We start from the raw sequence: 20212 nt of genomic DNA, 5'->3' as shown, positions 1-20212 counted from the left end.
TGCTGGCCTGACGTCCCTGCTGGCCTGACGTCCCTGCTGGCCTGACGTCCCTGCTGGCCTAGCGTCCGGCGGCCTGGCCCGCCGCGGCCGCCCGGGCGGCGGCCAGCAGCGCCTCGCGCTCGTGCAGCGTGGTGCGGGCGCGGCCGCGGGTGGCGCCCAGGGCCACCTCGGCGGCGTCGATCGCCCGCCAGTCCTCCAGCAGCACCGGCTCGGCCCCGCGGGCGCGCAGCGTGTCCACCAGGTCGTCGCGGTCGCCGTGCGGGGCGATGACCCCGGCCTCGGCGTCGGCGAGGAGCGAGGCGACGGTCTCGCGGGCGTCGTGCTTGTTGGTGCCCACCACGCCGCTGGGACCGCGCTTGATCCACCCGGCCACGTACTCGCCGGTCGACGGGACGCCCCCGCGCAGCACCCGGCCCTCCTCGTTCGGCACGGTGCCGGCGCCGGTGTCGACGGGCAGGCCGGGCAGCCCCTGCCCGCGGTAGCCGACCGAGCGGACGACGAGGTCGGCGGGCAGCACCTCGTACTCGCCGGTGCCGGTCGCCCGGCCGTCGTCGTCCACCGTGGTCCGCTCCACCTCCACGCCGGTGACCCGGTCGTCGCCGATCAGGCGCACCGGCCGGCGGTAGAAGCGCAGGCCGAGCCGGACCCGGCCGGGCTCGGGCCGGTGGCCGGCCCACTCGCGCAGGACGGCGAGGTTGCGGGAGGCGTTGCGGTCCGCGGCGACCCGCTCCTCGGCGGCCGGGGTCAGCTCGAGGTCGGCCGGGTCGATCAGCACGGTGGCCTGGTCCAGGCCGTCGAGCTCGCGCAGCTCCATGGTGGTGAAGCTGGCGTGGGCGGGGCCGCGCCGGCCGAGCACGGTGACCTCCTCGACCGGCGTCGCGGCCAGGACGTCGAGCACGTGCTGGGGCATGTCGGTGGGCTCGAGCTCCTGCGGGGCGCGGGCCAGCACCCGCGCGACGTCGAGCGCCACGTTGCCGACGCCGACGACGACCGCGCGACGCACGCCGGCGAGTGCCGCCTCGACCTTCCCCCGGTCGGCGTCGGGGTGCCCGCAGTACCAGGCGACGAGGTCGGTGGCGGCCAGGCTGCCGGGGAGGTCCTCGCCGTCGATCGACAGCGGCCGGTCGAGGGCCGCGCCGTAGGTGTAGACGACGGCGTCGACGTGCGCGCGCAGCTCGTCGAGGCCGATGTCGGTGCCCACGTCGACGTTGCCGACGAAGCGCACGCCGGGGTCGTCGAGGGCGCGGTGCAGGGTGTCGCGGATGGCCCGCATCTTCGGGTGGTCGGGGGCGATGCCGTGCCGGACCAGGCCGAACGGGGTGGGCAGCCGGTCGATCAGGTCGACGGTCACCGGGACCGGCGCGCGGCGGGTCAGCGTCTCTGCCGTGTAGATGCCCGCGGGGCCGGCGCCGACCACGGCCACCCGCAGCGGCCTGCCGTCCTCCGGGGCGCGCTCACCGTCGTCCGACACGACTGGCATCCTGGCCCCGCCGGGCGCCCGTGCGCCAGATCACGCGCCCGGCGAGCCCACCGTCCGCAGCAGAGGGGACCGTCCGTGTCCGTCGTCGTCGTCGCCACCATCACCCCGAAGCCCGAGCACGTGGACGAGGTCCGTCAGGCGGTGCTCGAGACGGTGCCGAAGGTGCACGAGGAGCCCGGCTGCGAGCGGTACGCCCTGCACGAGGGCCGTGGCGTCCTCCTCATGGTCGAGCAGTGGGAGAGCCCCGAGGCGCTGGCCACCCACGGCAAGGCCGAGGCGCTGACCGCCCTGTCGGCGAGGCTCGAGGGCAAGCTCACCGAGCGTCCCGCCGTCCAGGTGCTCACCGCCCACCCCGCGGGCGACCCCGCCAAGGGCGCCCTCTAGCGCTTCCCCTCCCGTCGAGATCCCGTGATCTCGCACGCCGGGGCTGCCCGGCACGTGCGAGATCACGGGATCTCGACGGGGTCCTAGACGGCCTGGCAGACGGGGCACCAGTGCAGGTTGCGGCCGACCATCTCCTCGGTCCGCACCTCGGTGCCGCAGATTCGGCAGGGCAGGCCGGTGCGCCGGTAGACGTAGTGCGCGTCCTCGCGGCGGACGGCACCCGAGCGGCGGGAGCGGTCGGCCGGGTGCGTCGTCACGATCCGGCCCAGCCGGACGCCGGCGCGCATGAGCACCACGAGGTCGTCCCACAGCGCCTGCCACTCCTGCTCGCCGACGTCGCGGCCCGGGCGGAACGGCGAGATGCGGTGCCGGAAGAGGATCTCGGCGCGGTAGACGTTGCCGACACCGGCCAGCACCGACTGGTCCATGAGCAGCGCGCCGACCGCCGTCCGGCTGCGGCCGACCCGCGCGTACGACAGCGCCCCGCCGCGGCGGGTGCGCAGCGGGTCGGGGCCGAGGCGGTCGAGGATGGCGTCGACCTCGGGCTGGGTCAGGACGTCGCACGCCGTCGCCCCGCGCAGGTCGGTCCAGACGCCCTCGCCCTTCGGCCCGTCGGCCACCCAGCGCATGCGCAGCGCTCCGCGCGGGGACGGCGGGTCGCCGACGCCGGCGGCGTAGGTGCCGTAGAGCCCCAGGTGCACGTGCAGCACGTCGCCGCCGAAGTCGGCGAACAGGTGCTTGCCGTAGCTGGTGACCTCCTCGAGCACGCGCCCGTCGAGCAGCGCGGCACCGGCGGCGAAGCGGCCCTGCGGGCTGGTCACGTGCACCGGGCGGCCGGCGAACAGCTCCGACTGCTCCCTGGCCAGCCGGTAGAGGGTGTGCCCCTCAGGCATCGCGGACCGCCTGGTAGCGGGCCAGCGCCACCTGGCGCTCCTCGGCGTGGTCGACGATCGGCGCCGGATAGCCCTCCGGCGGCCCGCCGGGCATCGTCCACGGCTCGTGCACGTACCGGTCGGGGACGTCGCGCAGCTCGGGCACCCAGCGCCGCACGTAGGCGCCGTCGGGGTCGAACTGCTGGCCCTGCCGGGTCGGGTTGAACACGCGGTAGTACGGCGAGGGGTCGGTGCCGGTGCCGGCCACCCACTGCCAGCCGTGGTGGTTGCTGGCCAGGTCGCCGTCGACGAGGTGGTCGAGGAAGTAGCGGGCGCCGCGCCGCCAGTCCACGTGCAGGTCCTTGCAGAGGAACGACGCCACGACCATCCGCACCCGGTTGTGCACGTAGGCCTCGCCGTGCAGCTGGCGCATCCCGGCGTCGACGATCGGATAGCCGGTCCGGCCCTCGGCCCAGGCGGTGAAGTGCTCGTCGGCGGCCGGGCCGCTGTCGTACTGCATCGCCTTCATCTGCCCGTTGAACGGCTCGCGCGCGGTCTCGGGGCGGTGCCAGAGGACGTCGGCGTAGAAGTCGCGCCAGACGAGCTCCCCGACGAACTTGTCCACCGCCTCGGCGTGGTCCTCGCCGAGCTGCTGCGCCTCGGCGAACAGGGTCCGCGGGTGCACGGTGCCGTACTTCAGGTGCGCCGAGAGCCGGCTGGTGCCGTCGGTGCCGGGGGTGTTGCGCGAGGTGGCGTAGCCGAGCAGCCGCTGGTCGCGGAACAGCGCCCACGCGTCGCGCCCGGCCCGCTCGCCGGCCGGTGGGAGCACCGTGCCGTCGAGGTCCTGCGCCGGCGGGAGGTCCTCGGTGCGCACGTCCGCGGCCCAGGCGACGTCGTCGGGACGGGGTGCGGGGCCGTGCAGGCCGCGGGCCCGCCAGGCCCGGGCGAAGGGCGAGTAGACCTTGTACGGCGTGCCGTCGTCCTTGGTCAGCCGCCCGGGTGTGACGCCGTAGGGCGATCCGGTGCGGACGAACGGGACGTCGCCCAGCGCCCCCTCGACCGCCGCGTCACGTGCCCGGCCGTAGACGCCGGCGTCGGCGGACAGGTGCACGCTCTCCGCACCGGTCTCGCGGACCAGGTCGGGCAGGACGCGCGCCGGGTCGCCGGAGCGGATGACCAGCGCCCCGCCGGTCTGCTCGCGCAGGTCGGCCAGGCAGCCGCGCAGGAACTCCCGCCGGGGCCGGCCCGACGTCTCCCACAGCCGCGGGTCGACGACGAAGACGGGCACCACCGTGCCGTCCCTGCCCGCCGCCTCGACCGCGGCGACCAGCGCCGGGTGGTCGCTGAGCCGGAGGTCGCGTCGGAACCAGATCAGGGCTGTGGGCACCCCCGCCACGCTAGGCAACGCGGCGGGGTGCCGCAGGTCAGCGACCGGGTGGTCGGCGGCGCGGTGGTGGGCGGCTCAGTGGTGGGGGCTCAGTGGTCGGCGGTGGCCAGGCCGAAGTGCGGCTTGTCCTCGTCGGCGACCAGGTCGAGGGTCTCGGGGTGCTGCTCGATGTAGTGGCGCACGAAGGAGCAGTAGGGCAGGACGGTCAGCCCGCGCTCGCGGGCGGCGTCGAGGACGCCGCTGACCAGGATCTTGCCGAGGCCGCGGCCGCCCATGCTCGGGTCCACCTCGGTGTGCGGCAGCGCCATCGTCCCGTTCTCGACGTGGTAGCTGGCCAACCCGACCACGCGTCCGCCGACCCGCACCTCGAAGCGTCCCCGCTCGGGGACGTCGACCACCGTGCTCTCCATCGTTGCGTTCCCACCTCCGCTGTCCCCCGGCGCCGTTGCCGGGAGGTACGACGTGCTCCTGGAAAGGTAACGCTTCAGAGCCGCAATGGTCTCCTGCTGCGAGCAGTGTCCGCCCAACGGGTCTCTCAGCCGGTGCCGCTCCACAGCGCCAGGACGGCGCCCGCGACCGCCGCCGGCGGCAGGAGGCGCCACGGGAGCGGTCAGGGACGGGGGTTCGTGCGGGTCCAGCCGCGGTCGTCGCGGCGGGCCCCCAGGGCGGCGCGGCAGCGGCGGCAGACGTCCCGGACCTCCTCGGCGTGCCGGCCGGACTCGGGCTGGACGTCGGCCCAGCCCACGTGCGGGAAGCGGGTCAGCCGGGAGCGGGAGAGCGACAGGCCGCAGACCGTCTCGTTGCGCCCCCGCTCCCAGGCGTGCACCTCACCGCTGGGGTAGCGGATCCCGTCGTCGGGGTCGGTCCACCGTCCGGCGGCGGCGACCGCCGCGTTGCGCACTGCCATGCGCGCCTGCGTACCCGCGCAGCGCACGCGGCTGCTCCTCCGCGGTCGGGCAGGATGGACGCGTGGACGCCCGCCCCGCTGTCGACGACGACGGCGCGGAGGGCGGAGCGGCGGCCGCGCCCGGCCGGCTGGCTGCCGTGCGCGCCACCCAGCTCCTGGACGCCGCGGCCGAGGAGTCCTTCGACCGGCTCACCCGGATCGCGCAGCGGCTGACGGGGGCGCCGCTGGCGTTCATGACCGCGGTCGACGACGTCCGCTCGTACTGGCTGAGCAGCCAGGGCCTGCCGGAGGGCGGCCCGACGCAGAACACCGTCGAGGAGTCCTTCTGCCAGTACGTGCTCCGGGGGGACCCGCTCGTCCTGGCCGACGTGACCACCGACGAGCGCACCGCCGGCAACCCCTCCATCACCGGCATGGGTGTGCGCGCGTGGGCGGGGTTCCCGGTCCGGACGCCCGACGGGCAGGTGCTGGGCAGCTTCTGCGTCGTCGACACCGCGGTGCACCCGTGGACCGAGGAGGACGTGCAGCTGCTGGAGGAGCTGGCCGCGATCGCCTCCCGGGAGGTCGCGCTGCGGATGGCCACCCTGGAGGCGCAGGCTGCGCACGTCGTCGCCCGGGCCGAGGCCGACCGGGCCGCGCTGCTCGCGCGCATCAGCGACCTGCTGACCGCCGACCTCGGGCCCGAGGACGTCTGGGAGGCGCTGGTCGCCCTCGCCGTTCCCGACCTCGGCGACCTCGCCCACGTCGGCACCGTCGACGGTGACGGCGGCCTGACCCCGGTCGCGGCCGCGCACCGCGACCGGACGCAACTGCCGGCCCTGCGGGCGTGGATCGACGGCGCGGGGCGGCGCACCGGTGAGCCGGCCGGCCCCGGGCACGTCGCGGTGACCGGGCAGGTGGAGCTCATCGACCTGCCCGAGGCGCCGGGGCTGACCGTCGCCCAGCACGAGGCCGTCGACCTGCTGCGCGTGCGCAGCGCGCTGGTCGCGCCGGTGGTCGTCCGCGGTGGGGTCGTCGCGGTGCTGACGATCGCCCGCGTGCAGGGCTCGGCGCCCTACACCGAGCGCGACCGCGAGCTGGTCGGCGCACTGATGACCCGCGCCGGCCTCGTCGTGGAGGCCGCCCGGGCGTCGTCCTTCGAGCGGGCGGTGTCGGAGACGATGCAGCGGGCCCTGCTGCCGGCCCTGCTGCCCCAGCCCGACCACCTGCAGCTGGCCTCGCGCTACCAGCCCGCCGAGGACGCCCAGCTGGTCGGCGGGGACTGGTACGACGCCTACCTCGACGCCACCGGCACCACCAGCCTGGTCATCGGCGACGTCGCCGGCCACGACATCACCGCGGCCGCCACGATGGGCCAGTTGCGCACCATGCTGCGCATGGCCGGCCACGACGGCACCGCCGGGCCGGCACGGGTCCTGAGCGCCGTCGACATCGCCTGCGACACCCTCCGTCACGACGTGTTCGCCACCGCGCTGGTCGCCCGCGTCGAACGGTTCACCCCGGACGAGCCCGCTCGCGACCGCGCGATCACCTGGAGCTCGGCCGGGCACCCGCCGCCGCTGCTGCTGCACGACGACGGCTCCGTCGACGTCGTCACCGACCGCGTCGGGTTCCCCCTCGGGGTCGACCCGCGGCATCCCCGCCCGGAGCACCACCTCGTCCTGCCCGTGCGCTCGACCCTGCTGCTCTACACCGACGGGCTGCTCGAGCAGCACGACGCCGGCGGGGGACGATCCGCCGACGGACGCGGGACGCCGGCCGGCGCAGGTGCCCGTGACATCGACCGCGGCCTGGAGCGCCTGGCCGACCTGCTGGCCGACAACGCAGGCCTGGACCTCGAGAGCCTGTGCGACCGGGTCATGACGACGCTGCTGCCCGCGGGCGGGGCCGCCGACGACGTCGCGCTGATCGCCATCCGCCCCTACGCCGAGGACCTCCCGCGACCGGCGCACGCCGGCCCGCACGCCCTGCCCTGACCACGCGGGCCGGGCGCCCGGCGGCGACCCCGCGAGCCCCCCGGGTCGCCGGACCCTGGAGCCCCACGAGCGTCCCGACGGACGATCGGGCTGCCCCGTGACCCCGGGCGCGTGGACGGTCGGGGCCGGCGCACGGGGCGGACGAGCACCGCGGTCGTGCAGGGACGGTGGGCGCAGATGACGGAACGAGAGAGCTGGCAGGTCTCCGGGACCGCCGCCGAGGTCTACGAGAGGTGTTTCGTGCCGGCCATCTTCGGCCGGTGGGCGCCGCAACTGGTGGCTGCTGCCCGGGTGTCCTCGGCGGACCGGGTCCTGGACGTCGGCTGTGGCACCGGGGTCCTGGCCCGGGCAGCGGCCGACCGCGTCGCCGACGAGGCGCAGGTCACCGGGCTGGACGTCAACGAGGGCATGCTCGCCGTGGCCCGGCGGATCCGGCCGGGGGTCGACTGGCGGCAGGGGGACGCCGCGGCGCTGCCGTTCCCGGACGATGCCTTCGACGTGGTGGTGAGCCAGTTCGCCCTGATGTTCTTCCCCGACCCCGTCGCTGCGGTCCGGGAGATGCGGCGGGTGCTCGAGCCCGATGGCCGGCTCGCGGTCGCCGTCTGGGGCCCGCACGAGCGGGCGACCGGCTACGTCGTCCTGACCGGGATCGCGGAGCGCCGGTGTGGACGGGCGGCCGCGGACGTCCTCACGGCGCCGTTCGTCCTCGGTGACCGCGACGCGCTGGTCGGCGTCTTCCGAGCCGCCGGCATCGACGACGTGACGGTCGAGTTGCGGCCCGGCACCGTCAGCTTCCCGACCGTCGACGCCTTCGTCGAGACCGAGGTCACGGGCTCCCCGCTGGAGGCGCTCCTGGACGGGGAGGGCTACCGGGGTCTGCTGGCGGAGGCCCGCGACGCCCTGCGGCCGTTCTGCGCCGACGACGGGCGGGTGACCATGCCGCTGGACGCCTACCTGGTCACGGCGGGCCCGCAGCCCACTGCCCGCTGACGAACCGGGGGACGACCGGGGGACCCTCTCCACGGGCGGGACGTGACACCCGGTCATGCGGTCGGCCAGGACTCGTGCTGTCGACCCCGGTCGGTCGGACCGGGCCGCCGGGGACCTCGTGCGGAGGGCATCGTGCTCGCGTAGTGGAGCGCAGGCTCTACTACGCTGCGGAAGTCGCGCCCCGGCCCGCGGAGGAGGTCGCCGATGCCCCGGCCACGCGTCCACGCCCCGGACGCCGTCCTGGACGCCGCCGAGGACCTGCTCGTCGAGCGCGGCCGCGCGCAGCTGACCATCCGCGCCCTGGCCGAACGGTCCGGCGCCTCCAACGGCAGCATCTACCACGCCTTCGGCTCGCTGGAGAGCGTCGTCGGCGCTGCCTGGCTGCGCCGAGCGCGGCAGTTCCTCACCCTGCAGCGCACCGCCGTGGACGAGGCGCTGGCAGCCGGCGACGCCCGGCGGGCGGTCCGGGCCGCGGCCGACGCGCCGGCCCGGCTGGCCGACGGCGATCTGGGCGCGGCGCGACTGCTGGTCGCCCTGCAGCGCGACGACGTGCTCACCGACGCGGTCGCCACGCCGGTCGCCGAGGGCCTGCGGGCGCTCGACGCCACGCTCACCGCCACCCTGCGCCGGCTGGCGCAGGGGTGCTGGGAGCGCGGCGATGCCGCCGCGGTCGAGGTCGTCACCGTCTGCGTGGTGCGGCTGCCCGCGGCGCTGCTGTTCGGCGAGATCCGCGCCGGGGGCGTCCGTGCACACACCCGCGCCCAGCTCGCCGCCGCCGTCGGCGCCGTCCTCGACTGCGGCCCGCCGCCCTGAGCACGTCCCACCCCCGCGCACGGTCACACCACCCCGGAGGAGCCCCATGCCCACGCTGGAGCGTCACGACGACGTCTTCGTCCTCGACCTCGGCGACACCGAGAACCGCTTCCACCCCGACTGGCTGGCCGCGGTCGACGCCGCTCTGGACGAGGTCGAGGGAGCCGACGGCCCCCGCGCCCTGGTCACCGCCGCCACCGGCAAGTTCTTCTCCAACGGCCTGGACCTGGACTGGCTGGGCGCCCACCCCGACCGGCACCAGGACCACGTCCGTGACGTCCACGCACTGCTGGCCCGGATGCTGGCGCTGCCGGTGTTCACCGTGGCCGCGCTGCAGGGGCACACCTTCGCCGCCGGCGCCATGCTCTCCCTCGCTCACGACCTACGGGTGATGCGCGCCGACCGCGGCTTCTGGTGCCTGCCCGAGGCCGACATCGGCCTCCCCTTCACCCGGGGCATGTCCGCACTCATCCAGGCCCGGCTCGCCCCGCAGACCGCCCACGAGGCCATGACCACCGCCCGTCGCTACGGCGGCACCGAGGCTCACGCGGCCGGCATCGTCGACTCCGCCGTCCCCGAGGACGCCGTCCGCTCCGCCGCCGTGGACCTCGCCGCCGCCCAGGCCGGCAAGGCGGGCACCACCCTCGCGACCATCAAGGCCCGCATGTACGCGCCGGTCCTCGACCTCCTGCGCGCCGGGACCGACCCCCGCGGCTGATCTCGCCGTGGTGCCCCCGGCAGGATTCGAACCTGCGACACACGGTTTAGGAAACCGATGCTCTATCCCCTGAGCTACGGGGGCTCGTCGGCGCGGGGCCGACCGGGGCGTGCCGGACGAGGTTACCGGGGTGGCCCGGGAGCGACCGCGCAGCGTCCGGGATGGCTACCGTCGGACCGTGCTCCTCGCGGTGGTCGAGATCGTGCTGCTGCTGGTGGTCCTCGGCCTGCTGGTGACCCGACTCGGCGCCTGGTCGGCGGGGCCGGCCGCGCGACGGCGGGCGGCCCCGGCACTGACGCAGGCGCGCTGGACGGCGGCCCACGCCGAGGTCGACGGCGAGACGCGGGTCCTGCTGCGGCGCTGGCACCCCGGGCCCGACGGGTCGCCGGTGGTGCTCGAGGAGCGGGTCTTCGAGACCTTCCCGTCGGACGACCCCGCTTGGGAGGCGCGGTTCACCGAGGCGATGGCCGGCGCGCGGTACCGGTGCTCGTACCTGGACGCCGAGGAGGAACGCTGACGGCGGGGACCTCGTCGGCGGGGGCCCGGTCGGCGGCGGCGCGGCCGGCGGTCTCCTCCACCAGCCGGACGAGGGTCCGCGGCCGGTCCGACTGCGGTGCGTGGCCGGCCCACACGAGCGGACGGAACCGGGACCCGGGGACCAGCGGCAGGTAGCGGACGGTCTGGCCCGAGGCGATCCAGTCGGCGACGCCCTGCACCAGCGTGACGGGGCAGGCGATGCGGTCCATGCCGCGGGGCACGTCCAGGAGCAGCGCGTAGAGCAGCGTGCGCCAGTAGTCGCGGGCGTCGGAGAAGCCCTCGCGGGCGCCGACCGCCTCCTCGCGGCTGGTCGACCACGGCTGGGCCTTGAGCGGCGCGAGCACGGCGCTGCGGCCGATCCGCGAGCGCGACAGCGGCTCGACCAGCGGCGCCGCCGTCCGCATCGCCACGCGCGCGACCGCCATCCCGGTGCCCTGGAACACGCGCTCGGGCAGCACGTTGAGCCCGGACGGCGCGATGGCGACCACCGACCGCGCCCGGCCGCGGCGGGCCAGTTCCAGCGCCACGCGGGCGCCCAGGGAGTTGCCGAGCACGTGCACCCGGCCGACGCCCTCGGCGTCGAGGGTGCGCTCGACGGCGTCGGTGATCGCCGCGACGGTCGGGCGCTCCTCCAGGTGCCGGGACTCCCCGGACCCGGGCAGGTCCAGCGCCAGGACGTCGAAGCGCTCGGACAGCTCGGGGACGACGGCGGCGAAGTCGCGCCGGGAGCTCCCCATGCCGTGCAGGAGGAGCAGGGGCTCGCCGGCCCCGGAGCGGGCGACGGACAGCGGCATGCGGAGGGGGAGGACGGGCACCGGGGACGGATACCCCGCGCGGCGCCGTTCCCCCGGTGACGTCGGCCACGGGCCCGGTGGGGGGAGGATGGGGTCATGGGACAGGTCGTGGCCACCGCCGAACGCGTCGTCCGTGCTCCCGCGGAGCGGGTCCGCGCGGCGCTCGCCGACTACACCGGCACGCGGCGGGAGGTGCTGCCGGAGCAGTTCAGCGACTACCGCGTGGAGGCCGGCGGCCAGGGCTCGGGCACCCGCGTGCACTGGCGGTTCGCCGCGACGTCGAAGCGGGTGCGCGAGCAGGACGTCGAGGTCAGCGAGCCCGACGGCAGCCTCGTCGAGCGCGACACCCGCTCGTCGATGGTCACCACCTGGACGGTCACCCCCACGGACGCCGAGAGCAGCACCGTGCGGGTGCGCACCACCTGGGACGGCGCGGGCGGCGTCGGCGGCTTCTTCGAGCGCACCTTCGCACCCCGCGGCCTGCGCCGGGTGTACGGCGACCTGCTCGACCGGCTGGAGCGCCGGCTCTCCTGACGCCGGCGGCACGGCGCGCCGTCGCGGAGGACGATGGCCCGGTGACCGCCGCCCTCCCCGCCGTCGCGAGCTCTCCGCCCCTCGACGAGCTGGCCGGCCTGGTCGCCGACGGCGACGTCCTCGTCCTCTCCGGCGCCGGCCTGTCCACCGACTCCGGCATCCCCGACTACCGGGGCGCCACCGGCTCGCTGCGCCGGCACACCCCGATGACCTGGCAGACCTTCCGGCGCGACCCGCGCGGGCGGCACCGCTACTGGGCGCGCAGCTACGTCGGCTGGCCGCAGATGGCCGCCGCCCGCCCCAACGCCGGGCACTCCGCCGTCGCCCGGCTGCAGCGCGCCGGCCTGCTCGGCGGCGTCGTCACGCAGAACGTCGACGGCCTGCACCAGGCGGCCGGCGCGCGCGACGTCGTCGAGCTGCACGGCGGGCTGGACCGCACCGTCTGCCTGGCCTGCGGCGACGTGGCGAGCCGCGCCGTGCTGCACCGCCGGCTGCGGGAGGCCAACCCGGGGTTCGGCCCGCGCGCCGGCGAGGTCAACCCCGACGGCGACGCCGAGCTGCCCGACGAGGTGCTCGACGGGTTCGTCATGGTCGACTGCACCGCGTGCGGCGGCGGACCGCTCAAGCCCGACGTCGTCTTCTTCGGCGAGACCGTGCCGCGCGACCGCGTGGACACCTGCTTCCGCATGCTCGAGGACTCCGGCAGCCTGCTCGTCCTCGGCTCCTCGCTCACGGTCATGAGCGGCTACCGGTTCGTGCTGCGCGCCGCGGAGCTCGGCATCCCGGTGGGCGTGGTGAACCTCGGCCCCACCCGCGGCGACGCGAAGGTCGACGTGCGGGTGGACGCCCCGCTCGGCGAGGTGCTGCCCGACCTCGCCCGCCGCTGCGGCGCGTGACCCGCCGCGAGGTCACCCACACCGACGACGGCCGCTGGATCGTCGTCGACGGACGGCGGTGGCGGAAGGCCGACCCGGCACTGCCCGACGACGTCCGCACCCGGCTGCTCTCGCACCTGGGCACGGCCCGCTCCGCGGTGCGCACGGCGGCCGACCCCGCGGCCGTGCGGGCCGCCCGCGACCGGGTGCAGCTGGCCAAGACCGGCCTGGGGGAGCGCGGCCCGGCCTGGTGGGACCAGGACGACGACGCCCGTCGCGCCCGCTGGGAGTCCGCGCTGGCCGCCCTGGAGTCGCCGGGCGGTTGACCGCCCCTCCGCACGGGCAGGAGGTCCCGCGATGCAGACCTTCCTCCCGGTGACCGACTTCGCGGAGAGCGCGCGGCTGCTGGACTCACCGCGGCTGGGCAAGCAGCGCGTGGAGACGCTGCAGGTGCTGCGCGCCCTCGAGCTGCCCGACTACGGCTGGGCCTCGCACCCGGTCGTGCACATGTGGCGCGGGCGGACGGCGGCCCTGGTGGTCTACGGCCTGGCGATGGTGCGGGTCTGGCGCGAGCGCGGGTTCGCCGACAGCACGCACACCCTGATCGCCGAGTTCGCCCCCGACGTCGAGGGTGCCTCCCAGGACGAGCTGGCCCGCGCCGGCCTGCTGCCCTCCTGGGTGGGCGACGACGCGCTGCACCTGTCGCACCGGTCCAACCTGCTGGCCAAGGACCCGGGCTTCTACCGGCCGCTGTTCCGGCCCCTGTTCGGCGACGAGCCCGACGACCTGCCCTACCTGTGGCCCGGCTCCGACGACGTCCCGCCGGCTCCCGAGCCGGAGGGCACGCGGGTGTGGGTGGCGCGGCCGCGGGCGCACAACGAGCTCGGCGCGTGCCTGGCCGCGGGGGTCGTCGGCCTGGGCACGCAGTCGGGCATCGACGTCGACGCCACCGGCCTGTCACCGGCCGAGCTGCGGGCGCTGGCCAAGGAGATCTCGGGACGGCGGCCGAGCAAGGACCTGCGCCAGCTGTCGACGTTCCTCGACGAGGTCCGGCCCGGTGACCCGGTGGCGCTGCCCGTGGAGCACGGCGCCGGCCTGCTCGTCGGCGAGGTGATGGGCGACTACCTCTTCGACGGCCGGGAGCTGCTGCCGCACCGCCGCCCGGCCCGCTGGGACCGCGTGGTGCCCCGTGCGGCGGCCCGCCCGCCGGCCACGCTGCAGGACCCGCGGGCGCTGTTCTCCGTGGTGATCGACCCGGACGTGCTGCCGCCGTCTCTGGCCGGCACCTCCTACCGGGAGCCCGCGCTGCCCCTGGTCTGATGGCCGGCGACCACGGTCGTCCAGGCCTGCGCGTGCAGCCGGCGCAGCTCCAGCCAGGGCGCGAGCTCGGCGTCGGACGGGCCGGCCATCGCGTCCAGTGCCGCCCGGCCGTCGAGCCGGGAGGTGAGCCGCAGGCAGGCGAGGTCCCACGTGGCCGGGCCCGCGCAGGTGTCCTCGAGGTCGGTCCACCGCCACCCCTCCGGCGTGGCGAGCAGGTTGCCGGGGTGGGCGTCCCCGTGCAGCACCTGCACGGGCCCGGCCAGCCGCGGACGCAGGGCGTCGAGCTGCTCCGCCACCCGCGCGCGGACGGCGGGCTCCACGCCCCAGTCGCCGGCGCGCTCGGCGAACACGGCCAGGTCGTCGAGCGGGGTGTCCAGCGGCGACCCGCTCACCGGGAGCGCGGCCAGGTGGCGGTGCAGTCCGACCAGTTCCGCGGCCACCTCGGCCGGCGTCGGCGTCCGCGGGAGGACCTCGACGTGCGTCCAGAAGGTGAGCGTCAGCCCGTCGTGCACGTGCGGCCCGGGTGGCAGCAGGCCGCTCGGCGGGACGACGGCGGCACCGGCCTCCACCAACGCCGTGGCCAGCGCGACCTCCCGGCCGGACGGGCGGGCGGGATCGGGGCGCAGCAGCGGCGTGAGGGTGGCGACCCGGGCCACCACGGGTGCCGGCGCGAGGTGCACGACGGCGTTGACGCCGTCGTGCAGCACCCGCGGGGTGCCGGACCGGACGCCGTGGGCGGCGGCCACCGCGACCGCGGCGGCCGCCGCGCGGGCGGCGCGCGCGGTCACGCCCCGGGCAGCGGCACGTTCTGCAGGCGCACCTGGCCGCGGGCGACGAGCTTGCCGTCCTCGGCGCGGGTGAGCTGCACCAGCCACAGCTGCAGGGTGCGGCCCTGCTGGACCGGCTCCGCGACCACGTCGAGCCGCCCGGCGGTGACCGGCCGCAGGAAGTCGGTGTTGTTGTTCACCCCGACGGCGAACTGTCCGCGGTCGGCCACGGCCGCGCTGGCACCGATGGAGGCCGCCGACTCGACCACCGCGCAGTAGACGCCGCCGTGGACGACGCCCCACGGGGTGTGCTGGTCGGGACCCAGTTCGACGGTGCCGGTGACCCGGGTGCCGCTGACCTCACCGACGTCGAAGCCGGTGGCGGCGACGAAGGCGCTGCTCGAGGACCGGTCGACGCCGGGCAGCCCGGCGCTCACGCGTCCCACACCAGGCAGAAGGGATGGCCGGCCGGGTCGGCGTAGACGCGGAAGTCGCCGCCACCGCCGGGCAGCTTCCGCGCGCCGAGCGCCAGCACCTGCGGCTCGGCCTCGTCGACGTCGGGCACGTAGACGTCGAGGTGGAACTGCTGGGGGCGCTGCGGATCCGGCCAGTCCGGCGGCACGAGGTCCGGCGCCTGCTGGAACGCCAGCCGGTGGCCCTGTCCGCTCACCACGACCCAGTCGTCGCCGGGGCCGCCCTTGCTCACCTCCAGACCCAGCAGCTCGGCGTAGAAGCCGGCGAGCGCGTGTGCGTCGGGCGCGTCGATCACGACGGAGTGCAACTGACCGATCATGGTCCCCATCCTGACCGGATCCGGCCGCCGGCACCGCCGGGGATCGGGCCGACGATCGCGCCGATCCGGCCACCGGGGCAGGATCGCGGGCGTGCCGGACCCCCTCGACCAGCCCCCCGTCCTCGGCTCGCTGACCTGGGAGCCCGCCGCCGCGCGGCCGGACCTGCTCGGCGGCCCGGTCGCGGCCGCCCTGCCCGGCCTGCCCGGCCCGGTGTGGGTGGCGCCGGTGGACGACGCGCTGGCCGACACCGCGGCGTTCACCGAGGCCTACGGCGTGCCGCCCGAGGCGTCGGCGAACTGCGTCGTCGTGGCCGCCCGCCGGGCCGGTCAGACCACCCTCGTCGCCTGCCTCGTCCTGGCGACCACCCGCGCCGACGTCAACGGGCTGGTCCGCCGGCACCTGGCGGCCCGCAAGGCGTCGTTCGCGCCGCAGGACGTGGCGGTCGCCGAGACCGGCATGGCCTACGGCGGCATCACCCCGATCGGCCTGCCGGCGTCCTGGCCGGTGCTGGTCGACGCCGCGGTGGCCGCCGCCGACCTCGTCGTGGTCGGCTCGGGCACCCGCGGGGCGAAGATCGCCGTGCCCGGGGCCGTCCTGGCCGGGCTGCCGACGGCCGAGGTCCTCGAGGGACTGGGCGTGCCGGTGGCCGAGGTCCCCGCCCCCGACCCGGCACCGGCGGCACCGGCGGCCCCGGCGGAGCGGGCGCCCGACGACCGCGACGTCGGCTGGGGCGAGCGGCCCGACGACCCCGACCGGCGCTACCTCGAGGACCGCCCGCCGCACTGGGGCAGCGACTAGCGGGTGGCGCTCGGCCAGCCGCGTCAGACGACCGCGGTGAACGCCGCGCCGATGACGACCGCGACGGCCGGCTCCACGACGTTGCCGCGCAGCACGAAGTCCTCGGATCCCCCCAGCACGCGGTCATCCCCTCACGCCGCCCCCGGCAGGCTCAACGTGAGCGTGGCGGTGGTGGCCGCCGCGGCGAGCGTGGCGGCCGCGGCCTCCTCGACGGCCAGCACGAGCAGCCCGTCCTCGTCGCCGGGTGCGGCGAGGACCAGCGCCCCGGCGGCGACCACCTCCGCGCGGGCCGCGCCCGGGGCGGTGGCGAGCACGTCGACCCGGTCGCCGGCCGCGGCCAGCCCGGCGACGGCGAGGTCGGCCAGCCGGACCGGTGCGGCGACCTGTCCCGGCGGGAGCAGTGCGGTCAGGCCCGGTCCGAGCAGCCGGACGTCGGTGACCGGCTCGCCGGCCCGCAGCGGCGCGGCGAGCACCCGGCCGCCCAGCGCCGCGGGCTCCGCGGTCGTCCCGGCGGGGACCGCGGCGGCCGGCAGCTCCGCCGTCGTCAGCAGGTCCGGGGTGAGCACGGTGCCCGCCGGCAGGTCGGCGGCGGCGCTGACCACCGGGGTGCCGGCGGGGAGAGCTGCGACCGGCACCGGCGGCGGGCGCAGGGCGAGCACGAGGGCGCCGACGGCGAGCGCCGCCGCGAGGCACCGGCGCAGCAGGGTGGCGGGGGAGCGGGGACGGCGGAGGCGGACCACCGGCCCAGGCTCGGGCCCGGGCGCCCGCGGGAGGCCCGGGACGGCGCAGCTGTGGAGCGGCCGTCCGGCTGTGGACGGCCGGGGCTCAGCCGGCGGCGGCCTTCGTGCCGCCGCCGCCGGAGGAGGACGACGACGTGCCGCTCGCGGACTCCTTCTTCGACGACGACGACGAGCTCGACGACGGGCTCGAGGACGACGAGTCCGAGGACGAGTCCGACGACGACGCGGTGCTCGCCTTCTCACTCGCCGTGGAGCTGGACCGGCTGTCGGTGCGGTAGAAGCCCGAGCCCTTGAAGACCACGCCGACCGAGCCGTAGACCTTGCGCACCGCGGCACCGCAGGTCGGGCACTCGGCCACGGCCGCGTCGGTGAAGGACTGCACCACCTCGAACTGGTGCTTGCCCTGGGGGTTGGTGCAGACGTACTGGTACGTGGGCACGGCGTGGCACTCCTGGTCGAGCGGGGTCGGGTGGGTCCGGCACCGGCGACGGCTGGCACTCAGGACCCTCGACTGCCAATCATGCGCCAGCCTCCCGCGCCCGTCCACGTGATCCGCGCGGTGTCGCCCTCCTGCAGGGGCCCCCGGCCGCTCTACGGTCCAGCCCATGGCCGACCTCGCCCGCACCGCCCGCGTCGACGTCCTCCTCGAGGGCTACGCCCGCCTGCCGCACGTCGCCGGCACGGTCAGCCTGGTCCGCGACGCCGGGCGGGTGGTCGTCGTCGACCCCGGGATGGTCGCCGACCGGGACCTGCTGCTGCGCCCGCTGCACGACCTGGGGGTGGCACCCGGGGACGTCACCGACGTCGTGGTCAGCCACCACCACCTCGACCACACCGTGAACATCGCGCTGTTCCCGGTGGTCCCGGTGCACGACTTCCAGTCGGTCATCGAGGGTGACGTCTTCACCCGCCGCCCGGCCGACGGGGTGCAGCTGACGCCGTCGGTGCGGCTGCTGGCCACGCCCGGGCACACCGAGCAGGACGTTACGACGCTGGTGGGCACTCCCGACGACGTGGTCGCGCTGACCCACCTGTGGTGGACCGGTGAGGGCCCCGCCGACGACCCGTACGCCCCCGACCGCGAGCAGCTCCGGCAACAGCGCGAGCGGGTGCTGGACCTGGCCACACTGGTCGTCCCGGGGCACGGCGCGCCGTTCCGCCCGGGGGCGTCGACCCCGCGCTGAGGGCCGGAGCGGTCAGGCGACGGCGAGCCGCCCGCCGAGCTGCTGCCCGGGCTCCTGCACGTCCCGCGTCGACCGCACGGCCGCGGCCACCGTGCCCGCGGCGGCCTGCAGTTGCTCGGCGGTGTGCGTGGCCATCACCGACAGCCGCAGCACGCCCGCACCGCGGGGCACGGCCGGGTAGGCGACGGCGTTGCAGTAGACCCCGGCCTCGTAGGCGCCCCGCCACGCCGCGGCGGTCGCCTCCTCGCTGCCGGTCGGGACCGCGATCACCGCACCGCTGCCGGGCAGCGGCGGGGTGCCGGCCACCGACAGCTCGACGCGCAGGCGGGCGCCGTTCTCCCGCAGCCGGTCGCGGCGCTCCGGCTCCGCGCGGAGGATGCGCAGCGCCGCGAGGGCCGCCCCCACCCCGGCCGGCTCGTTAGCGGCGCTGAAGACGTAGGGCATGGCGCTCGCGCGGATGCCGTCGGCCACCGCTCCCGACGTCAGCACCGCGCCGCCGACGCTGGCCAGCGACTTGCTGAAGGCGAGCGTCACGGCGTCGACCCGGTCGAGGACGCCGCAGTGCTCGGCCGCGCCGCGGCCCCGCTCGCCGAGGACACCGAGGCCGTGCGCCTCGTCGACCACCAGGCGGGCGCCGTACGCGGCGCACAGCTCGGCGAGCCCGGCCAGTGGCGCGGTCTCACCGGTCATCGAGTAGACGCCGTCGGCGACGACGACCGCGCCGGCCCGCGCGTCGAGCCGGTCCAGCCGCTGCGCCAGCGACTCCAGGCTGTTGTGCCGGAACCGGACGACGGTGCCGCGGCTGGCGGCCGCCCCGGCGTGCACGCTGGCGTGCGCGTGCGCGTCGACGAGCAGGGCGTCGCCGGGGCCGCCGGCGGTGGAGAGCAGCGCGACGTTGGCGTTCACGCCCGAGGAGGTCAGCACCGCGGCCTCGACGCCGTAGTGGTCGGCCAGCTCCTCCTCCAGCTGCAGGTGCAGCCGGGTGGTGCCGTTGAGGACGCGGCTGCCCGAGGTGCTGGTGCCGAAGCGGCGGACGGCGTCGACGGCGGCCTCGACCACGCGGGGGTCACCGGCCAGGCCGAGGTAGTTGTTGCTGCCCAGGTTCACCCGCGGGACGCCGTCGTCGTAGACGGTCACCGGCTCGGGGGCGCCGCCGGTGGGGACGCCGTGCGTGGCCACGCCCGCGCGGTCGTGCTCCCGGAACCGCGCGGCGAGGGGGTTGTCGAGCAGGGGGGCGAAGGCGTCGCGCCGGCCGGCGGAGGAGGGAGCAGGCGTCTGGCCGTGGGGCACGAGGTCTCCGTTCGGTGCGCGGCCGGTCGATCCGGCCGCAGGACACCCTCAGGTGCTGGTCACGGAGCGTCAACGGTGTGTCAGCTCACAGTCCCTGCGGGTGTCACCCGTCCCCCCAACAGGTGTCATGCGGTGGTCGACCGCTCACAGTGCGTACCACCGGGTCGGGCGGCGGAGTGCGCATCCGGATGACGACGCGCCGGTAGCGTCGCCGCCGTGACCGCGCGCTGGCTCGACGACACGCAACAGCGGGCCTGGCGGGCCTGGCTGTCCCTGGCCGAGCTGCTCCCGCGCGAGCTCGACGCCCAGCTCCAGCGCGACGCCGGCCTGTCCCACGCCGCCTACGTCGTGCTGGCGATGCTGTCCGAGGCGCCCGGCCGCAGCCGCCGGATGAGCGACCTCGCACGGCGGGCCAACCAGTCACAGAGCCGGCTCTCGCACACCGTCGCCCGGCTCGAGGACCGCGGCTGGGTCCGCCGGGAGCGCTCGGCCGAGGACGGCCGCGGCAACCTCGCCGTGCTCACCGACGCCGGCTGGGACCTCGTCCGCAGCGTGGCGCCGGGGCACGTCGACGCCGTCCGCGCCGCGCTGTTCGACCCGCTGACCCCCGGGCAGACCGAGTCGCTGCGCGAGGTGCTCGAGACCGTCGTCGAGGCGCTGGACCCCGACAGCAGCCGCCGGGTCGCCCACGGTGGCGGCGCGGGGGCCGCCTGCTAGGCGCGCACCCAGTCCCGGACCGGCCCGGTCAGCACCGGGACGGCGGCCTGGAGGGCCGCGGAGTCGGTGTGGGGGACCAGCGCGCGGTCGGGCCCTCTCCACTCCAGCAGGCCGGTGGGGCCGGCGCAGACGAAGGCGTCCGAGCGCACCCGGGCGCCGCGGTGGAACACCGGCACCGCTCGGCGGGCCCGCGACAGGTCCACCGTCATCCGGCCCACCCCGCCGTGCACGAACGTCGGGGAGCGCCACTTCACCTGCTCGGTGAGCCCGTCGACGCCGTCGAGCAGAGCCGTCCGCAGGCGCTGGACGGCGTGGGCCATGGGGTGCTCCGAGGC

At 76.6% G+C, this 20212-nt stretch carries 27 protein-coding genes and 1 tRNA gene; 13 read left to right on the top strand and 15 right to left on the bottom strand.

Annotated elements, in window-relative coordinates; genetic code table 11:
- Window positions 1-58 precede the first annotated feature (58 nt).
- Complete coding sequence (locus tag HLV61_RS19485) at window positions 59-1471, bottom strand: FAD-dependent oxidoreductase (RefSeq protein WP_369258402.1); 1413 nt, start codon at window positions 1469-1471, stop codon at window positions 59-61.
- 84 nt (window positions 1472-1555) lie between these two features.
- Here HLV61_RS19485 and HLV61_RS19480 point away from each other — a divergent pair, with 84 nt between their 5' ends.
- Window positions 1556-1864: a putative quinol monooxygenase gene (locus HLV61_RS19480; RefSeq protein ID WP_369258400.1), complete on the top strand. Its 309-nt coding sequence runs from the start codon at window positions 1556-1558 to the stop codon at window positions 1862-1864.
- Window positions 1865-1947: 83 nt separating this feature from the next.
- Here the strand turns inward: HLV61_RS19480 and HLV61_RS19475 are convergent, their stop codons facing one another.
- From HLV61_RS19475 to HLV61_RS19460, 4 genes are all read right to left on the bottom strand, one after another.
- Window positions 1948-2757: an Fpg/Nei family DNA glycosylase gene (locus tag HLV61_RS19475; protein WP_369258398.1), complete on the bottom strand. Its 810-nt coding sequence runs from the start codon at window positions 2755-2757 to the stop codon at window positions 1948-1950.
- Window positions 2750-4123, bottom strand: a complete 1374-nt coding sequence (locus HLV61_RS19470; protein WP_369258396.1) for a cryptochrome/photolyase family protein — start codon at window positions 4121-4123, stop codon at window positions 2750-2752. The genes HLV61_RS19475 and HLV61_RS19470 overlap by 8 nt, the downstream gene beginning before the upstream one ends.
- An 89-nt stretch (window positions 4124-4212) precedes the next feature.
- The gene (locus HLV61_RS19465) at window positions 4213-4533 is read right to left on the bottom strand and encodes a GNAT family N-acetyltransferase (RefSeq protein ID WP_369258394.1); all 321 of its coding nucleotides are present in this window, start codon (window positions 4531-4533) and stop codon (window positions 4213-4215) included.
- Between the two features lie 200 nt (window positions 4534-4733).
- A complete protein-coding gene (locus tag HLV61_RS19460) occupies window positions 4734-5030 on the bottom strand; it encodes a hypothetical protein (RefSeq protein WP_369258392.1) in 297 nt (98 codons plus the stop codon).
- 62 nt (window positions 5031-5092) lie between these two features.
- Between HLV61_RS19460 and HLV61_RS19455 the strand changes: the two genes are divergently transcribed.
- The 4 genes from HLV61_RS19455 (at window position 5093) to HLV61_RS19440 (ending at window position 9527) form a co-directional block, all read left to right on the top strand.
- Window positions 5093-7006 (top strand): SpoIIE family protein phosphatase, encoded by a 1914-nt coding sequence (locus HLV61_RS19455; RefSeq protein ID WP_369258390.1) that lies wholly within the window; start codon window positions 5093-5095, stop codon window positions 7004-7006.
- 177 nt (window positions 7007-7183) lie between these two features.
- Complete coding sequence (locus HLV61_RS19450) at window positions 7184-7996, top strand: class I SAM-dependent methyltransferase (protein ID WP_369258388.1); 813 nt, start codon at window positions 7184-7186, stop codon at window positions 7994-7996.
- A 204-nt stretch (window positions 7997-8200) separates the two neighbouring features.
- A complete protein-coding gene (locus HLV61_RS19445) occupies window positions 8201-8809 on the top strand; it encodes a helix-turn-helix domain-containing protein (RefSeq protein WP_369258386.1) in 609 nt (202 codons plus the stop codon).
- Window positions 8810-8855: 46 nt separating this feature from the next.
- Window positions 8856-9527 carry an enoyl-CoA hydratase-related protein gene (locus HLV61_RS19440; RefSeq protein ID WP_369258384.1) on the top strand — a complete coding sequence of 224 codons (672 nt, stop codon included), beginning with the start codon at window positions 8856-8858 and terminating at the stop codon, window positions 9525-9527.
- A gap of 8 nt (window positions 9528-9535) precedes the next feature.
- On the opposite strand, the gene HLV61_RS19435 is transcribed toward HLV61_RS19440, so the two are convergent.
- A tRNA-Arg gene (locus tag HLV61_RS19435) sits at window positions 9536-9611 on the bottom strand.
- A gap of 94 nt (window positions 9612-9705) precedes the next feature.
- Between HLV61_RS19435 and HLV61_RS19430 the strand changes: the two genes are divergently transcribed.
- Window positions 9706-10044, top strand: coding sequence for a hypothetical protein (locus HLV61_RS19430; RefSeq protein WP_369258382.1), 339 nt, complete (start codon window positions 9706-9708; stop codon window positions 10042-10044).
- On the opposite strand, the gene HLV61_RS19425 is transcribed toward HLV61_RS19430, so the two are convergent.
- Window positions 9980-10879 carry an alpha/beta fold hydrolase gene (locus HLV61_RS19425; RefSeq protein ID WP_369258380.1) on the bottom strand — a complete coding sequence of 300 codons (900 nt, stop codon included), beginning with the start codon at window positions 10877-10879 and terminating at the stop codon, window positions 9980-9982. The two genes, HLV61_RS19430 and HLV61_RS19425, sit on opposite strands and share 65 nt — an antisense overlap.
- A 75-nt stretch (window positions 10880-10954) precedes the next feature.
- Here HLV61_RS19425 and HLV61_RS19420 point away from each other — a divergent pair, with 75 nt between their 5' ends.
- From HLV61_RS19420 to HLV61_RS19405, 4 genes are read left to right on the top strand one after another with little or no spacing between them, the layout of a single operon-like run.
- Complete coding sequence (locus tag HLV61_RS19420) at window positions 10955-11392, top strand: SRPBCC family protein (protein ID WP_369258378.1); 438 nt, start codon at window positions 10955-10957, stop codon at window positions 11390-11392.
- A 41-nt stretch (window positions 11393-11433) separates the two neighbouring features.
- Complete coding sequence (locus tag HLV61_RS19415) at window positions 11434-12288, top strand: NAD-dependent protein deacetylase (protein WP_369258376.1); 855 nt, start codon at window positions 11434-11436, stop codon at window positions 12286-12288.
- The gene (locus HLV61_RS19410) at window positions 12285-12593 is read left to right on the top strand and encodes a biopolymer transporter Tol (RefSeq protein ID WP_369258374.1); all 309 of its coding nucleotides are present in this window, start codon (window positions 12285-12287) and stop codon (window positions 12591-12593) included. Before HLV61_RS19415 ends, HLV61_RS19410 begins: the two co-directional genes overlap by 4 nt.
- Window positions 12594-12624: 31 nt before the next feature.
- Entirely contained in the window at window positions 12625-13587 is a 963-nt protein-coding gene (locus tag HLV61_RS19405; RefSeq protein WP_369258372.1) for an MSMEG_6728 family protein, read from the top strand.
- Here the strand turns inward: HLV61_RS19405 and HLV61_RS19400 are convergent.
- Genes HLV61_RS19400 through HLV61_RS19390 form a run of 3 tightly spaced genes read right to left on the bottom strand, consistent with a single transcriptional unit; the run spans window position 13557 to window position 15147 of the window.
- Window positions 13557-14375: a phosphotransferase family protein gene (locus HLV61_RS19400; RefSeq protein WP_369258370.1), complete on the bottom strand. Its 819-nt coding sequence runs from the start codon at window positions 14373-14375 to the stop codon at window positions 13557-13559. The genes HLV61_RS19405 and HLV61_RS19400 overlap by 31 nt on opposite strands.
- The gene (locus HLV61_RS19395; RefSeq protein ID WP_369258368.1) at window positions 14372-14791 is read right to left on the bottom strand and encodes a PaaI family thioesterase; all 420 of its coding nucleotides are present in this window, start codon (window positions 14789-14791) and stop codon (window positions 14372-14374) included. Before HLV61_RS19395 ends, HLV61_RS19400 begins: the two co-directional genes overlap by 4 nt.
- Window positions 14788-15147 (bottom strand): VOC family protein, encoded by a 360-nt coding sequence (locus HLV61_RS19390; RefSeq protein ID WP_369258366.1) that lies wholly within the window; start codon window positions 15145-15147, stop codon window positions 14788-14790. Before HLV61_RS19390 ends, HLV61_RS19395 begins: the two co-directional genes overlap by 4 nt.
- Before the next feature lie 91 nt (window positions 15148-15238).
- Here HLV61_RS19390 and HLV61_RS19385 point away from each other — a divergent pair, with 91 nt between their 5' ends.
- Window positions 15239-15946, top strand: coding sequence for a YbaK/EbsC family protein (locus HLV61_RS19385; RefSeq protein ID WP_369258364.1), 708 nt, complete (start codon window positions 15239-15241; stop codon window positions 15944-15946).
- Between the two features lie 23 nt (window positions 15947-15969).
- On the opposite strand, the gene HLV61_RS19380 is transcribed toward HLV61_RS19385, so the two are convergent.
- From HLV61_RS19380 to HLV61_RS19370, 3 genes are all read right to left on the bottom strand, one after another.
- Complete coding sequence (locus HLV61_RS19380; protein ID WP_369258362.1) at window positions 15970-16065, bottom strand: MscL family protein; 96 nt, start codon at window positions 16063-16065, stop codon at window positions 15970-15972.
- 12 nt (window positions 16066-16077) lie between these two features.
- Entirely contained in the window at window positions 16078-16686 is a 609-nt protein-coding gene (gene cpaB, locus HLV61_RS19375) for a Flp pilus assembly protein CpaB (RefSeq protein ID WP_369258360.1), read from the bottom strand.
- A gap of 85 nt (window positions 16687-16771) precedes the next feature.
- On the bottom strand, window positions 16772-17125 hold the full coding sequence (locus tag HLV61_RS19370; protein WP_369258358.1) for an FmdB family zinc ribbon protein: 354 nt from the start codon (window positions 17123-17125) through the stop codon (window positions 16772-16774).
- Window positions 17126-17291: 166 nt separating this feature from the next.
- On the opposite strand from HLV61_RS19370, the gene HLV61_RS19365 reads away from it, so the two are divergent.
- The gene (locus HLV61_RS19365) at window positions 17292-17870 is read left to right on the top strand and encodes an MBL fold metallo-hydrolase (RefSeq protein WP_369258356.1); all 579 of its coding nucleotides are present in this window, start codon (window positions 17292-17294) and stop codon (window positions 17868-17870) included.
- A 12-nt stretch (window positions 17871-17882) separates the two neighbouring features.
- On the opposite strand, the gene HLV61_RS19360 is transcribed toward HLV61_RS19365, so the two are convergent.
- On the bottom strand, window positions 17883-19160 hold the full coding sequence (locus tag HLV61_RS19360) for an aminotransferase class I/II-fold pyridoxal phosphate-dependent enzyme (RefSeq protein WP_369258354.1): 1278 nt from the start codon (window positions 19158-19160) through the stop codon (window positions 17883-17885).
- 216 nt (window positions 19161-19376) lie between these two features.
- Between HLV61_RS19360 and HLV61_RS19355 the strand changes: the two genes are divergently transcribed.
- Entirely contained in the window at window positions 19377-19877 is a 501-nt protein-coding gene (locus HLV61_RS19355) for a MarR family winged helix-turn-helix transcriptional regulator (protein WP_369258352.1), read from the top strand.
- Here HLV61_RS19355 and HLV61_RS19350 read toward each other — a convergent pair.
- Window positions 19874-20197, bottom strand: a complete 324-nt coding sequence (locus HLV61_RS19350) for a DUF1801 domain-containing protein (RefSeq protein WP_369258350.1) — start codon at window positions 20195-20197, stop codon at window positions 19874-19876. The two genes, HLV61_RS19355 and HLV61_RS19350, sit on opposite strands and share 4 nt — an antisense overlap.
- Window positions 20198-20212 lie beyond the last annotated feature (15 nt).

Origin of the sequence: Geodermatophilus amargosae, from assembly GCF_041028265.1 — a bacterium.
GTDB lineage: Bacteria > Actinomycetota > Actinomycetes > Mycobacteriales > Geodermatophilaceae > Geodermatophilus > Geodermatophilus amargosae_A.
Note: the sequence above shows the minus strand (reverse complement) of the source record. Positions and strands in the feature narration are given on the sequence as shown.